Raw genomic sequence first — 14,410 nt, 5'->3', positions numbered from 1 at the left:
CGCCGCCAGCCGCCTGCCGGGCAAGCCGCTGCGCCCGCTCGGCGGGGAACCGCTGGTGCTGCACGTGGCGCGGCGCGCGCTGGCCGCCGGCGCACGCGAGGTCTGGCTGGCCACCGACGACGCGCGCGTGGCCGAGGCCGTGGCCGGCCAGCCCGGCGTGCGCGTGGCCATGACCTCGCCCGACCACGCTTCCGGCACCGACCGCCTGGCCGAATGCGTCGCGATCGCCGGCTGGAGCGACGACACCCTGGTGGTCAACCTGCAGGGCGACGAGCCCTTCGCCCCGGCCAGCGGCATCCGCGAAGTCGCGCGGCTGCTGGCCGCCAGCGGGGCGGCGATGGCGACCCTGGCCGCGCCGGTGACCGAGGCCGAAGTCCTGTTCGATCCCAACACGGTCAAGCTGGTGCGCGCCGCCAACGGCGACGCCCTGTACTTCAGCCGCGCGCCGCTGCCGTGGCCGCGCGACGCCTTCGCCCGTGACCGCAGCGTGCTGCCGGAAGGCGGACACTGGCTGCGCCACATCGGCATCTACGCCTACCACGCCGGCTTCCTGCGCACCTTCGCGGCGATGCCGCCGGGCGTGCTGGAGCGGGTCGAATCGCTGGAGCAGCTGCGGGTGCTGGAAGCCGGCCACCGCATCGCCGTGGCCCTGACCCCGGAGCCGTTCCCGCCGGGCGTGGACACCCAGGAGGACCTGGAGCGCGCCGAGGCCCGCCTGCGGGAGCTGGGCGCATGAGCACCACCCGGATCCTGGTCGTGTGCCTGGGCAACATCTGCCGCTCGCCGATGGCCGAGGGCGCGCTGCGCGCCCGGATCGCCGCCTCGCACCTGGCCGGGCGGGTGGAGGTGGACTCGGCCGGCACCGGCGGCTGGCACGCCGGCGAGCCGCCGGACCGCCGCGCCATCGCCTGCGCCCGCCGCCACGGCGTGGACATCGGCGGCCTGCGTGCACGCCAGGTCCGCAGCCGCGACTTCGAGGACTTCGACTGGCTGCTCTGCGCCGACGCCGACAACCTGCGCGACGTGCGCCGGCTGGCCCCGGCGCAGGCACGCGGCAAGGTCGCGCTGCTGCTGGACTGGGCCGGGACCGTGCCCGGCGGCGAGGTGCCCGATCCGTACTACGGCGGGGAGGAACACTTCGAGGAAGTCTGGAGCCTGGTCGACGCCGCGGCCCGGGCCGCGGTCGAACGGCTTTCCAGCCGCACCGGCTCCGGCATAATCGCCCCATGAACGCGGCGCCCCTCCAGGAACTGCCCGCCGGCCTCGACTGGCTCAACGCCAACCCGGCCTCCCTCCACGACCTGCGCGGCCGCCCGGTCGTGCTGGCCTTCGTCAACGCCGCCTCGGCCTGGTGCACCCAGCGCCTGCAGGAGCTGGCGAACTGGCAGGCGCGCAACCCGGGCAAGCTGCACGTGCTGGTGCTGCAGGTGCCGCGCTTCGATTGCGAGCGCCAGCCGCAGCGCTCGCTGAAGCTGCTGCGCCGCCATGGCAGCAGCTTCCCCGCGCTGCTGGACGCCGACTGGGCGGCCTGGCAGCGCTACGGCATCGAATCCTGGCCGACCCTGCTGCTGGTCGACGCGCAGGGCCGCGAGCGCGAGCGCATCGTCGGCCTGGGCGGCGACCTGGACCGCGCGCTGTCGGCCCTGGCCGCGGACGCGCCGCCCCCGCACCCGGAGGAGGTGCGGCTGGTGGAAACCGTGCCCGAGCCGCGCCTGGCGCTGCGCTTCCCCACCGCGGTGGCGGTCAGCGCCGAGCGCCTGTTCATCGCCGACACCGGGCACCACCGCATCCTGGAGTGCAACCACGCCGGGCGCATCCTGCGCCAGTTCGGCCTGGGCACCGCCGACGCGATGGACGGCCCGCACGACCAGGCCGCGTTCAACCGCCCGCAGGGCCTGGCCCTGGAGCGCGAGTTCCTGTACGTGGCCGACACCGGCAACCATGCCCTGCGCCGGATCAACCTGCTCAAGGGCACGGTGGACACGCTGTGCGGCACCGGTCGCCCCGGCGAGCCGGTGGAAGGGCCGGTGGCCAGCACCGGCACCTCGCTCGACCACCCGGTGGCGCTGGCCGTGGCCGCCAACCAGGTGCACATCGCCTGCGCCGGCGACAACCGCCTGTGGAGCTACGACCTGGGCCGCAGCGAGCTGTCGCTGCGCGCTGGCACCGGGCGCCTGGAGATGCGCGACGGCAACGCCCGCACCATCGCCGCGTTCGCCCAGCCCGCCGGGCTGGCCGCGGTGCAGCAGGTGCTGTACGTGTGCGACGCGCTGGGCTCGGCGATCCGCTCGCTGCAGCTGCGCAGCGACCTGGTCCAGACCCTGGTGGGGCAGGGCATGTGGGATTTCGGCGACGCCGACGGCCCGCGCGCCAGCGCCCGCCTGCAGCATCCGCAGGGCATCGCCCTGAGCGCGGACGCGCCGCTGCTGTGGATCGCCGACAGCGGCAACGGCAGCCTGCGCACCTTGCGCCTGGGCGGCGGCGAACTGACCACGGTGAGCCTGCCGCGGCGCCTGCACGGCCCGACCGGCCTGGCGATCGGCGGCGGCGCGGTCTGGATCGCCGAGACCGACGCCCACGCCGTGCTGCGCTACGACATCGTCACCGGCGAACTGGGCGACGTGACCATCAGCGAATGAGCAGCCCCGCGGTACCGGAGTTCGACGGCAAGGCCTTCGTTTCCGGCCTGAGCCTGGCCCCGGGCGTGTACCGCATGTACGCGGCCGACGGCAGCCTGCTGTACGTCGGCAAGGCCGGCGCGCTCAAGCGGCGCGTGGCCAGCTATTTCAGCAACACGCCCAAGACCCCTCGGATCCGGGCGATGGTCGCCCAGATCGCGCGCATGGAGGTCACGGTCACCCGCACCGAGGCCGAGGCGCTGCTGCTGGAGAACCAGCTGATCAAGTCGCTGTCGCCGCGCTACAACGTCTCCCTGCGCGACGACAAGAGCTACCCGTACGTGCTGCTGACCCGCGAACAGTGGCCGCGGCTGGCCTTCCACCGCGGCCCGCGCGCGGTGCCGGGGCGCTACTTCGGCCCCTACGCCAGCGCCGGCGCGGTGCGCGAGACCATGAACCTGATGCACAAGCTGTTCCGCCTGCGCAGCTGCGAGGACAGCGTGTTCCGCAACCGCAGCCGGCCCTGCCTGCAGTACCAGATCGGCCGCTGCAGCGCGCCGTGCGTGGGCCTGGTGGCGGAGGAGGACTACGCCGAATCGGTGCGCCGCGCCTCGCTGTTCCTGGAAGGCCGCAGCGACGAGCTGGGCAAGGAACTGTCGGCGGCGATGGAGAAGGCCAGCCAGGCGCTGGAGTTCGAGGAGGCCGCGCGCCTGCGCGACCTGCTGGCGCAGCTGCGCGGCATGCAGGCGCGGCAGTACGTGGACGGCCATGCCGCCAACCTGGACGTGATCGCCTGCGAGATGCAGGGCAGCCACGCCTGCGTGCTGCTGCTGGCGTTCCGCGACGGCCGCAACCTCGGCACCCGCGCGTTCTTCCCGCGCACCAACGGCGAGGACAGCGCCGAGGAGGTGCTGGCAGCCTTCGTGTCGCAGTACTACGCCGAGCAGCCGGCGCCGCCGGAGATTGTGCTGGACCGCGCGATCCCCGACGCCGAGGTGATCGAGGCGGCGCTGGCCGAGGGGGCGGGGCGCAGGGTGGCGCTGAAGTCCAGCGTGCGCGGCGAGCGCGCCGGCTACCTGGAACTGGCCAGGCGCAACGCCAAGGTGGCCCTGGCCAGCGAACTGGCCAGCCGCAACGCGCAACAGGTGCGCAGCGAGGCCCTGCGCGAGCTGCTGGGCCTGGAGGAAGTGCCCTCGCGCGTGGAGTGCTTCGACATCAGCCACACCCTGGGCGAGGCCACCGTGGCCTCGTGCGTGGTGTTCGACCCGGCCGGGCCGGTGCGCAACCAATACCGCCGCTACAACATCACCGGGATCGAGCCGGGCGACGACTACGCCGCGATGCGCCAGGCGATCGAGCGGCGCTTCCGCCGTGCGATGGAGGCCGAGGCCGGCGTGGCGCCGCCGGGTTCCAACGCGGTCCTGCCCGACGTGCTGCTGATCGACGGCGGCGCCGGGCAGCTGGCGCAGGCGCGCGCGGCACTGGCCGACCTGGGCGTGGAGAACGTGCTGCTGGTGGGCGTGTCCAAGGGCGAGCAGCGGCGTGCCGGCGACGAGACCCTGGTGTTCCCCGACGGCCGCGAGGTGCGCCCCGGCGCGGCCTCGCCGGCGCTGCAGTTCATCCAGCAGGTGCGCGACGAGGCGCACCGCTTCGCCATCACCGGCCACCGCGGCAAGCGCCAGAAGGCGCGCACCACCAGCCGCCTGGAGGACATCCCCGGCATCGGCCCGCGCCGCCGCGCCGCGCTGCTGAAGCATTTCGGCGGCCTGGGCGGGCTCAAGGCCGCCGGCGAGGAGGAGATCGCCCGGGTCGAAGGCATCAACGCGGCCCTGGCCGCCCGCATCTACGCTACCCTGCACGGGCTGCCCGTCCCTGGCTCCGAATCCGCGCAAGACCGATGACCCTGACCGTACCCACCTGGCTGACCCTGCTGCGGATCATGATGATCCCGGTGCTGGTCCTGGTGTTCTACCTGCCTTACAGATGGACCAACTTCGCCGCCGCCGGCGTGTTCATCCTCGCCGCCGTCACCGACTGGCTGGATGGCTGGGTCGCGCGCCGCTACGGCATGCACTCGGCCTTCGGCGCCTTCCTCGACCCGGTGGCCGACAAGCTGATGGTGGCGGTGGCCCTGTTCCTGATCGTGCAGGGCCATCCGACCCCGTGGATGGCGTTCTGGGCGGCGGTGATCGTCGGCCGCGAGATCGCGGTGTCGGCGCTGCGCGAGTGGATGGCCGAGCTGGGCCAGCGGGCGATGGTGAAGGTGGCGATGATCGGCAAGATCAAGACCACCGCGCAGATGATCGCGCTGTCCTGCCTGCTGTACTCGGTCAGCCCGAACCGCTCGACCGCGGGCATCTGGATGGGCGAGCCGGTGTTCCACGTCGGCGACTGGCTGCTGGCGATCGCCGCGCTGCTGACGCTGTGGTCGGGCTTCCAGTACCTGCACGCGGCCTGGCCGGCGCTGCGCGCGGACGAGGAGGCCTCGGCCGCGCGTTCGAAGGCCAGGAAAATGCACGGGACCAGTTGACAGGTTTCGTGAAAACCCTAAAATGCGCGTCTCCCAAGCGGGAATAGCTCAGTTGGTAGAGCGCAACCTTGCCAAGGTTGAGGTCGCGGGTTCGAGTCCCGTTTCCCGCTCCAGTTCGATGGTCGTGGCAAGCCCTCCATCGAGGGCGAGCGGCGGCTCGACAAGCCCCGGAGACGGGGTTTTGTTTTGAGGGGTTCCGGCGGCCCGGCTGCCGGCGGTACCGGTCACCGGCCTGGTGGCAGAGTGGTTATGCAGCGGACTGCAAATCCGCGTACGCCGGTTCAATTCCGACCCAGGCCTCCATCGGTACCGGCGAAAAACTCATGCGGGAATAGCTCAGTTGGTAGAGCGCAACCTTGCCAAGGTTGAGGTCGCGGGTTCGAGTCCCGTTTCCCGCTCCAATCCGCCAGCCGCCCCGAGCGGCCGGCAAGACAAAGGCCCCGCCAGAGCGGGGCCTTGTCGTTTCCGGCTTCCGCCGGCGCTCAGCGGCGCGGGGCGGGGCCGGTGGAGTGGCGGATCTGCAGCTGGTACGGCACCCGCACCATGTGCGCCGGGCCGTGGCCGTCGATCGCCGCGATCAGCTGCTGGGCGGCGATCCGGCCCATTTCCCGGCTGGGCTGGCGCACCGTGGTGAGGCTGGGCCAGACCTGGCGCGAGATCGGGGTGTCGTCGAAGCCGAATACCGACAGCTGCTCCGGCACCCGCAGGCCGCGCGCGGCCGCCTCGTACAGCACGCCGCAGGCGGTGTCGTCGTTGGCGGCGAAGATCGCGGTGGGCGGGTCGGCCATGTCCAGCAGCTGGCGCGCGCCGGCGATGCCGGACTCGAACGAGAACTCGCCTTCCACCACCAGGTCCGGGTCCGGTTCGATCCCGGCCTGGCGCAGGCCGTCGAGGTAGCCGGCCAGGCGCCAGGCGCGGCCGCCATGGCTGCGGTGGCCGGCGATGTGGCCGATGCGGCGGTGCCCGAGGGCGACGACATGGGCCATCATGTCCGCCGCCGCCGCGCGTTCGTCCAGGGTGGCGCCGATGCCGCCGCCGTCGCGCTTGGCCGAGATCGTGGCGTAGCGCACGTTGAGCTCGCGCAGGCGCCTGACCAGGGCGGCATCGTCGGTCAGCGGCGGGGTGAGGATCAGGCCGTCGGGACGGTACTGGCTGATCAGCGTTTCCACCGACTCGACGTGGCCGCGCTGGCCGAAGTCGACCGGGCGCAGGGTCAGCCCGTAGTGCGACTGCTCGCAGGCCGCCAGCACGCCCTCGATCACTTCCATGATGTAGCTGGGCGAGGGGTTGTCGTACAGCAGCGAGACCAGGTACGAGCGCCGGCCGGCGAGGCTGCGGGCGGAGGTGTTGGGGCGGTAGTTCAGCTGCCGCGCGGCTTCCTCGACCCGCAACCGGGTTTCCTCGCGGACGTTGGGCTCGCGGTTGAACACCCGCGAGACCGTCTTCATGGAAACGCCCGCGGCGGCGGCGACATCCTCGATCCTGGCGCGCACTGCTCCTCCCCGTGACCCGCGTCGTGCCGCGGGTGGTGGGCCATTCTAGCGGAGCCCGCCGCGGCGGACCCTCCGCCAATGGCACAATGCGCCGGCGGCGCGCGCCGCGGACTGCCCGCCCGGGTGGTGAAACAGGTAGACACAGGAGACTTAAAATCTTCCGGCCGCGAGGCCTTGCGGGTTCGAGTCCCGCCCCGGGCACCACACCACATTGCTGCTGGAGGCACATGCAGGCCACCGACATCGAGGTACCGCTCCCCGCCCGGGATGCCAGGATCGCGGTCATTGGACTGGGCTACGTGGGCCTTCCCCTGGCGGTGGCGTTCGCCTCGCGGCGGCAGGTGACCGGCTTCGACGTCGACGCCACCCGCGTGGCCGAGCTGCGCGCCGGGCACGACCGCACGCGCGAGATGGATCCGCAGGCGCTGGCCGCCGCCACCGGCCTGGAGCTGGCCTCCGACCCGGCCGCGCTGCGCGAATGCGCGATCCACATCGTCGCCGTGCCCACCCCGATCGACGCCTTCCACGAGCCGGACCTGGAGCCGCTGCGCCAGGCCACCGCGCTGGTGGCCGCGGCGCTGAAGCCGGGCGACCTGGTGATCTACGAATCCACGGTGTATCCGGGCACCACCGAGGAGATCTGCGTGCCGATCCTGGAGGCCGGCTCCGGGCTGCGCTTCAACGTGGACTTCAGCTGCGGCTACAGCCCCGAGCGGGTGAGCCCCGGCGACCACCACCGGCGCCTTGCCGACATCCGCAAGATCACTTCCGGCTCGCACCCGGCCGCCGCGCGCGCGGTGGACGAGTTGTACCGCTCGATCATCACCGCCGGCACCTGGCCGGCGCCGTCGATCCGGGTGGCCGAGGCCGCCAAGGTGGTGGAGAACATCCAGCGCGACGTCAACATCGCCCTGGTCAACGAACTGGCCCTGGTGTTCGACCGCCTGGGCATCGATACCGGCGACGTGCTGGAGGCGGCCGGCACCAAGTGGAACTTCCTGCCGTTCCGGCCGGGCCTGGTCGGTGGCCACTGCATCGGCGTGGATCCGTACTACCTGCTGCACAAGTCGCGCAGCGCCGGCTTCCATCCAGAGCTGATCCACACCGCGCGCGAGGTCAACGAGCGCGTGGTCGGGCACGTGGTATCCAGGGTGCTGGGGCTGCTGCGCGGGCGCGGGCGCGAGCCGGCCGGTTCGCGCGTGCTGGTGCTGGGCGTGACCTTCAAGGAGAACTGCCCGGACCTGCGCAACAGCCGCGCGCTGGACCTGGTGCGGGAGCTTGGTGCGGCCGGGGCCCGGGTCGATGCGGTCGATCCCTGGGCCGACCCGGGCGAATCCGCCGCGCTGGGCGCGCCGCTGCGCGAGGCACCGGAGCAGGGCGCCTACGACGCCATCGTGCTGGCGGTAGCCCATGCCCAGTTCCGCGACTGGGACGCGGCGCGCGTGCGTGCGCTGGGACGGCCCGGCGCGGTGGTGTACGACGTCAAGTCGGTGTGGCCGCGCGAGGCGGTGGACGCGCGCCTGTAGCCCACGCCACGGCGCGCGTCTGGCTAGACTCGGGGCTCCGTCCCGCGAGGAGGCACGATGCACCGCTATCTCGGCTACGCCGGCGCCTGGGTCCTGCTGCTGGTTTCGATCCCGCTGGCCCTGCGCTGGCCCTCCTGGGGCTGGGGCGCGGCCATCGGCCTGGTGCTGGTCGCCCTCGGCACCCTCGACCTGCTGCAGAAGCGCAGCACCCTGCGCCGCAACTATCCGCTGCTGGCCTGGTTCCGCTACGGGCTGGAATCGGTCGGGCCGGAGATCCGCCAGTACTTCGTCGAGGCCGATACCGACGAGGTGCCGTTCTCGCGCCAGCAGCGGGCGCTGGTGTACCGGCGCGCCAAGAACGTGATGGACGTGGTGCCGTTCGGCACCCTGCAGGACGCCTACGCCACCGACTACGAGTGGATCAACCACTCGCTGGCGCCGACCAGGATCGCCGACCACGACTTCCGCATCACCGTCGGCCCGGACGCGGCCCAGCCGTACCGGGCCAGCGTGTTCAACATCTCGGCGATGAGCTTCGGCTCGCTGTCGGCCAACGCGATCCGCGCGCTCAACGAGGGCGCCCGCCGCGGCGGCTTCTACCACGACACCGGCGAGGGCTCGATCTCCCCCTACCACCTGGAGCCGGGCGGCGACCTGGTCTGGGAGCTGGGCTCGGGCTACTTCGGCTGCCGTGATGGCAACGGCCGCTTCGACCCGGAGCGCTTCGCCGAGCAGGCGGCGCGGCCGCAGGTGAGGATGATCGAGGTCAAGCTGTCGCAGGGCGCCAAGCCCGGCCACGGCGGGGTGCTGCCGGCGGCCAAGGTCAGCGCCGAGATCGCCGCCACCCGCGGCGTGCCGATGGGCGCCGACTGCGTCTCGCCTTCCAGCCATCCGGAGTTCGACACCCCGCTGGGCCTGTTGCAGTTCGTGGCCAGGCTGCGCGAACTTTCAGGCGGCAAGCCGGTGGGCTTCAAGCTGGCCATCGGCCATCCCTGGGAATGGTTCGCCGTCGCCAAGGCGATGCACGAAAGCGGCCTGCTGCCGGACTTCATCGTGGTCGACGGCGCCGAGGGCGGCACCGGCGCGGCGCCGGTGGAGTTCATGGACCACATCGGCGTGCCCATGCACGAGGGCCTGATGCTGGTGCACAACACCTTGGTCGGGCTGGGCCTGCGCCAGCGCATCCGCCTGGCCGGGGCAGGGCGGATCACCAGCGCGTTCGACATCGCCCGCACCCTGGCCATGGGCGCGGACTGGTGCAACGCCGGCCGCGCCTTCATGTTCGCCCTGGGCTGCATCCAGTCGCTGAGCTGCCACACCGACCGCTGCCCGACCGGCATCGCCACCCAGAACCCGCGCCGCTGGCGCAACCTGGACCCGCAGGACAAGGCCACCCGGGTCTACCAGTTTCATCTCAACACCGTGCGCGCGCTGCGCGACCTGTTGTGCGCGGCCGGGCTCAACCATCCATCCGAGCTGGGCCCGGAGCACATCCTGCGCCGGGTGTCGCCGACCGAGATCCGCTCGCTGGCCGCGCTGTACCACTTCCTGGAACCGGGCGAGCTGCTGCACGGCACCCCGTCGCATGCGGTGTTCCGCGCATTCTGGGCCGATGCCGACCCGCGCAGCTTCGGCCCGCCGCCGCGGCTGGCCGCGCTGCGCTCCAGCAAGAGCCGCTGAGCAGGCGCCGCCGATCCGGCCTGCGCGCGGCGGGCCATGCCTCACCGCCCGCCGCCGGCGTCGGTGGGGTGGCCATGCACGGGCAGCCGCGGCGCGTCGTGGCGGGCCGCCGAATGCAGCGGGCGCCCGGAGAGCCGGCGCATGGCCAGGTAGAACACCGGGGTCAGGAACAGCCCGAACAGGGTCACGCCCAGCATCCCGAAGAACACGGAGATGCCCATGGCCTGGCGCATTTCCGCACCCGCGCCGTGCGCGAACACCAGCGGCACCACGCCCATGATGAAGGCCAGCGAGGTCATCAGGATCGGACGCAGGCGCAGGCGGCAGGCCTCGAGCACCGCCTCGAGCGTGCCGTGTCCGGCCATCTCCAGCTCGCGCGCGAACTCGACGATCAGGATCGCGTTCTTCGACGCCAGGCCGACCAGCACGATCAGGCCGATCTGGGTGAAGATGTTGTTGTCGCCGCGCGTCAGCCACACGCCCGCCAGCGCCGACAGCACGGCCATAGGCACGATCAGGACCACTGCCAGCGGCAAGGTCAGGCTCTCGTACTGCGCCGCCAGCACCAGCAGCACCAGCAGCACGCACAGCGGGAAGATCCACAGCGCGCTGTTGCCGGCGATGATCTGCTGGTAGGTCAGGTCGGTCCACTCGAAGCCGATCCCCGGGGGCAGCGTACGCGCGGCCACGCGCTCGATCGCGGCCATTGCCTGCGACGAGGAATAGCCCGGGGCCGGAGCGCCGCTCAGGTCCGCCGCGGTGTAGCCGTTATAGCGCGTGACCAGTTCCGGGCCGTAGGCCTGCTCGACCCGGGCGATGGCCGCCAGCGGCACCATCTGGCCGTCGGCCGCGCGCGTCTTCAGCTGCAGCACGTCCTCCGTGTGCGCGCGGTGCGGAGCGTCGGCCTGGGTGCGCACCTGGTAGACGCGCCCGAGCAGGTTGAAGTCGTTGACGTAGAACGAACCCAGGTACACCTGCAGGGTCTGGAACACCTCCGTGACCGCGATGCCCAGCTGCTTGGCCTTGATCCGGTCCACGTCCACGCGCAGCTGCGGCACGTTGATCTGGTAGGTGGAGAACAGCGGCGTCAGTTCCGGCTCCTTCGCCGCCTCGGCGATGAACTCGCGGGTCGCCGCGTGCAGGGCGTCGTAGCCGAGGTTGCCACGGTCCTCCAGCTGCAGCTTGAACCCGCCCATCGAGCCGATGCCCATCACCGGCGGGGCCGGGAACACCCCGGCGAAGGTGGATTTCTCCAGGCCAGCGTACTTGGCGTTGAGCGAGGCGGCGATCGCGTCGGCGCTGAGTCCTTTGCGCTGCGCGAACGGCTCCAGCAGGATGAAGCTCAGGCCGGAACTGGAGCTGGTGGTGGTGCCGTTGATCGAAAGTCCGGCATAGGACGAGGTCGACGCCACGCCCGGTTCGGCCAGGGCGATGTCGGTCATCCGCGCCAGCACCTCATCAGTGCGGTCCAGGGTGGAGCCGGCCGGAAGCTGCACGAAGCTGATCAGGTACTCCTTGTCCTGCGCCGGGACGAAGCCGCCCGGGACCACCTTGCCCAGCGCGGCGGTCGCCAGCAGCAGCAGACCGTACACCGCCATCACCAGGGTCTTGCGCCCGGCCAGGCGCGCCACGCCGTGGCCGTAGCGCTCCGCACCGCGGTTGAAGAAGCGGTTGAAGCGGGCGAAGAAGCCGCCGAAGACCAGGTGCATGGCGCGCGTCAGCCAGTCCGGCCGAGCGCCGTGCGGCTTGAGCAGCAGTGCCGACAGCGCTGGCGACAGGGTCAGCGAGTTGATCGCCGACAGCACCGTGGACACGGCGATGGTCACCGCGAACTGCTGGTAGAAGCGGCCGGTCAGCCCCGACAGGAAGGCCAGCGGGACGAACACCGCCGCCAGGGTCAGGGCGATGGCGATGATCGGGCCGCTGACCTCGCGCATGGCCCGGTAGGTCGCCTCGCGGGGGGCGAGGCCCGTCGCGATGTTGCGCTCGACGTTCTCCACCACCACGATCGCGTCGTCGACCACGATGCCGATCGCCAGCACCAGGCCGAACAGGCTCAGCGCGTTGATCGAGAAGCCGAACAGGTACAGGCAGGCCATCGTGCCGACGATCGACACCGGCACCGCGAGCAGCGGGATGATCGAGGCGCGCCAGGTCTGCAGGAACAGGAAGACCACGACCACCACCAGGACGATGGCCTCGAACAGCGTCCGCACCACCGCATCGATGCTGGCCTGCACCGAGCGGGTAGGGTTGTAGACGATCACGTAGTCCAGGCCTTCGGGGAACTGGCGCTTGAGCTCCTCCATCGTCGTCCTGACGTTGGCGGCGATGTCCAGCGCGTTGGCGCCGGGGGCCTCCATGATCGCCAGCGGCACCGCCGGTTCCGTGCCGAGGTAGGCGCGCACGCCGTATTCCTGCGCCGCCATCTCGATCCGGGCGACATCGCGCAGCAAGGTGGTGCGGCCGTCGTGCGCGGCGCGCAACACGATGTTGCCGAACTCTTCCGGCGTGCGCAGCCGGCCCTCGGTGCTGACCGACATCTGGAACGGCGTGCCCTCCGGCGACGGCGCCGCGCCGATGCTGCCCACCGCCGCCTGGGCGTTCTGCTCGCGGATGGCGGCCACCACCTCGGCCGCGGTCAGGCCGCGCGCGGCGACCGCGTCCGGATCCAGCCACACGCGCATGGCGTAGGCGCCCGGGCCCCACAGGTTGACCTGGCCGACGCCGTCGATCCGCGCGAGCCGGTCGCGCACGTTGCGGATCGCGTAGTTGCTCAGGTAGTTGGCGTCGTAGCGCCCGTCCGGGGACAACAGGTGCACCGCCAGGGTGATGTTGGGCGAGCTCTTGATCGTGGTGACGCCCAGCCGCTGCACTTCCTCCGGCAGGCGTGGCACGGCCTGCTCGACCCGGTTGCGCACCCATTGCAGGGCCTGGTCCGGATCGGTGCCCAGCTTGAAGGTGACGGTGAGGAACAGGTTGCCGTCCGCGTTGGCCAGCGACTGCATGTACAGCATGTTCTCCACGCCGTTGACGGATTCCTCGATCGGCGCGGCGACGGTCTCGGCGAGGGTGGTGGCGTTGGCGCCGGGATACTGCGCCTGCACCATGACCGAGGGCGGGACCACCTGCGGGTACTCGGAGACCGGCAGCCGGAACATCGCGATGGCGCCGGCGATGAAGATCAGCGCCGAGACCACGCCGGCGAAGATCGGCCGGTCGATGAAGAAGCGCGACAGGTTCATCGCAGCGGCCCTCCCTCGCGCGGCGGAGCCGGCACGGCGGCGACGGCATCACCCGGGCGCACCCGCTGCGCGCCCTCGACGATCACCTGGTCGCCCGGCGCCAGGCCGCTGCGCACCACGCGGAGGCCGCCCTGGCGGCTGCCCAGTTCAAGCCGGCGGTACTCGACCCGGCCGTCCTTGCCGACAACCAGGACGAAGCGGCGGTCCTGGTCGGTGCCGATCGCGGCCTCGTCGACCAGCACCGCCGGGTAGGGCTCGCTGGCCTGCAGGCGGATCCGGGCCTGCAGGCCGGGGATCATGCGCCCGTCGGGGTTGTCCAGCACTGCGCGCACGCGGATCGTGCCCGAGCGGGTGTCCAGCTGGTTGTCCAGCGAATGCAGCCTGGCGGCGTGTGGATGGCCTTCCTCGCCGGCCAGGCCGACCTGCACCTGCAGTGGCCGGGCGCCCTTGCTGGCGTCCAGGTAGCGCAGCAGGGTGTGCTCGTCGACGTTGAACGAGGCGTAGATCGGATCGAGGGTGACGATGGAGGTCAGCGGGGCGGCATCGCCGCCGGCCTTGACCACGTTGCCGGCGGTCACCTCCGAGCGCGAGATGCGGCCGGTGATGGGCGCGCGGATGTGGGTGTAGTCCACGTCCAGGCGGGCACGGTCGGCCGCGGCCCGCGCCGCCTGCGCCACCGAGGCGGCCTCGCGCGCCGCATTCTCCATCGCGTCGAACTCGCGCCGGGAGATGGTGTTGGCCTCCAGCAGGCGCCGGCCGCGTTCCAGCTCCAGCGCGGTGAAGCGCTGGCGGTCCTGGGCCTGGGCGAGCGCGGCCGCGGCACGCCTGGCTTCGACCTCGAACGGCTCCGGATCGATCGTGTACAGCAAGTCGCCCTCGCGGACCTGCTGGCCGTCGTGGAAATGCACGCCCAGCAGGGTGCCGGCGACGCGCGGACGGATTTCCACCTGCCCGACCGCTTCCAGACGGCCCGAATACTCCGCCCAGTCGGTGACGCGCCGGGTGGTGGCGATTTGCACCTGGACGGCCGGCGGGGCAGGGGACTGGACGGGCCCGGGACGGTTGCCGAGCAGGACCGCGGCGGCCCCCCCTGCGACCAGTACGGACACGGCGGCGCACAGGACGGTCCGGTGTCGGGAGATGATGTCCATGGCATGGCTCTGCGACGGAAGGAGGGCGCAAGTCTCCGTGCGCAGGACGGGCCGATACAGGCGCCAGCCGGGCTTTCTGTGTTGCCTTGCGTGGAATTATCGGCGGGCATGCGCGCCGCTGCCGCATTCCCGCGACCGGACCACGCGCGCAAAACCCGGTTCCATGC

Annotated in this window: 10 protein-coding genes and 4 tRNA genes; 11 read left to right on the top strand and 3 right to left on the bottom strand. The window is 71.8% G+C overall.

Going from position 1 to position 14,410, the window contains the following annotated elements; translation table 11 throughout:
- The 8 genes from kdsB to B351_RS0112515 form a co-directional block, all read left to right on the top strand.
- Positions 1-736, top strand: a 736-nt coding sequence (gene kdsB / locus B351_RS0112550) for a 3-deoxy-manno-octulosonate cytidylyltransferase (RefSeq protein WP_019399380.1), incomplete at its 5' end; no start/stop codon positions are given.
- Positions 733-1,230: a low molecular weight protein-tyrosine-phosphatase gene (locus B351_RS0112545; RefSeq protein ID WP_019399379.1), complete on the top strand. Its 498-nt coding sequence runs from the start codon at positions 733-735 to the stop codon at positions 1,228-1,230. The genes kdsB and B351_RS0112545, both read left to right, overlap by 4 nt.
- Positions 1,227-2,639 (top strand): redoxin domain-containing protein, encoded by a 1,413-nt coding sequence (locus B351_RS0112540; protein WP_019399378.1) that lies wholly within the window; start codon positions 1,227-1,229, stop codon positions 2,637-2,639. Before B351_RS0112545 ends, B351_RS0112540 begins: the two co-directional genes overlap by 4 nt.
- The gene (uvrC, locus tag B351_RS0112535; RefSeq protein WP_019399377.1) at positions 2,636-4,519 is read left to right on the top strand and encodes an excinuclease ABC subunit UvrC; all 1,884 of its coding nucleotides are present in this window, start codon (positions 2,636-2,638) and stop codon (positions 4,517-4,519) included. Before B351_RS0112540 ends, uvrC begins: the two co-directional genes overlap by 4 nt.
- On the top strand, positions 4,516-5,148 hold the full coding sequence (gene pgsA, locus B351_RS0112530; protein WP_019399376.1) for a CDP-diacylglycerol--glycerol-3-phosphate 3-phosphatidyltransferase: 633 nt from the start codon (positions 4,516-4,518) through the stop codon (positions 5,146-5,148). Before uvrC ends, pgsA begins: the two co-directional genes overlap by 4 nt.
- Positions 5,149-5,185: 37 nt before the next feature.
- Positions 5,186-5,261, top strand: a tRNA-Gly gene (locus B351_RS0112525).
- A gap of 116 nt (positions 5,262-5,377) precedes the next feature.
- Positions 5,378-5,451: transfer RNA gene (locus B351_RS0112520), tRNA-Cys, on the top strand.
- 22 nt (positions 5,452-5,473) lie between these two features.
- Positions 5,474-5,549 (top strand) — tRNA-Gly (locus B351_RS0112515).
- Positions 5,550-5,630: 81 nt separating this feature from the next.
- On the opposite strand, the gene B351_RS0112510 is transcribed toward B351_RS0112515, so the two are convergent.
- Positions 5,631-6,641, bottom strand: a complete 1,011-nt coding sequence (locus B351_RS0112510) for a LacI family DNA-binding transcriptional regulator (protein WP_026010684.1) — start codon at positions 6,639-6,641, stop codon at positions 5,631-5,633.
- Positions 6,642-6,758: 117 nt separating this feature from the next.
- Between B351_RS0112510 and B351_RS0112505 the strand changes: the two genes are divergently transcribed.
- From B351_RS0112505 to B351_RS0112495, 3 genes are all read left to right on the top strand, one after another.
- Positions 6,759-6,845, top strand: a tRNA-Leu gene (locus tag B351_RS0112505).
- Between the two features lie 23 nt (positions 6,846-6,868).
- The gene (locus tag B351_RS0112500; protein ID WP_019399374.1) at positions 6,869-8,167 is read left to right on the top strand and encodes a nucleotide sugar dehydrogenase; all 1,299 of its coding nucleotides are present in this window, start codon (positions 6,869-6,871) and stop codon (positions 8,165-8,167) included.
- A 57-nt stretch (positions 8,168-8,224) separates the two neighbouring features.
- A complete protein-coding gene (locus B351_RS0112495) occupies positions 8,225-9,847 on the top strand; it encodes an FMN-binding glutamate synthase family protein (RefSeq protein WP_019399373.1) in 1,623 nt (540 codons plus the stop codon).
- 41 nt (positions 9,848-9,888) lie between these two features.
- Here B351_RS0112495 and B351_RS0112490 read toward each other — a convergent pair whose 3' ends face one another.
- On the bottom strand, positions 9,889-13,092 hold the full coding sequence (locus B351_RS0112490; RefSeq protein WP_019399372.1) for an efflux RND transporter permease subunit: 3,204 nt from the start codon (positions 13,090-13,092) through the stop codon (positions 9,889-9,891).
- On the bottom strand, positions 13,089-14,111 hold the full coding sequence (locus tag B351_RS0112485; RefSeq protein WP_198006224.1) for an efflux RND transporter periplasmic adaptor subunit: 1,023 nt from the start codon (positions 14,109-14,111) through the stop codon (positions 13,089-13,091). The genes B351_RS0112490 and B351_RS0112485 overlap by 4 nt, the downstream gene beginning before the upstream one ends.
- Positions 14,112-14,410: the final 299 nt, after the last annotated feature.

Origin of the sequence: Pseudoxanthomonas sp. GW2 (assembly GCF_000283075.1) — a bacterium.
Taxonomy (GTDB): Bacteria; Pseudomonadota; Gammaproteobacteria; order Xanthomonadales; family Xanthomonadaceae; genus Pseudoxanthomonas.
This window is presented reverse-complemented; position numbering and strand designations above follow the sequence as displayed.

What these genes read in the sequence shown, in the direction of transcription:
- B351_RS0112545 (WP_019399379.1), top strand. Translation starts at nt 733, where the DNA reads ATGAGCACCACCCGGATCCTGGTCGTGTGCCTGGGCAACATCTGCCGC.
- B351_RS0112540 (WP_019399378.1), top strand. Translation starts at nt 1,227, where the DNA reads ATGAACGCGGCGCCCCTCCAGGAACTGCCCGCCGGCCTCGACTGGCTC.
- uvrC (WP_019399377.1), top strand. Translation starts at nt 2,636, where the DNA reads ATGAGCAGCCCCGCGGTACCGGAGTTCGACGGCAAGGCCTTCGTTTCC.
- pgsA (WP_019399376.1), top strand. Translation starts at nt 4,516, where the DNA reads ATGACCCTGACCGTACCCACCTGGCTGACCCTGCTGCGGATCATGATG.
- B351_RS0112500 (WP_019399374.1), top strand. Translation starts at nt 6,869, where the DNA reads ATGCAGGCCACCGACATCGAGGTACCGCTCCCCGCCCGGGATGCCAGG.
- B351_RS0112495 (WP_019399373.1), top strand. Translation starts at nt 8,225, where the DNA reads ATGCACCGCTATCTCGGCTACGCCGGCGCCTGGGTCCTGCTGCTGGTT.
- B351_RS0112490 (WP_019399372.1), bottom strand. Translation starts at nt 13,092, where the DNA reads ATGAACCTGTCGCGCTTCTTCATCGACCGGCCGATCTTCGCCGGCGTG.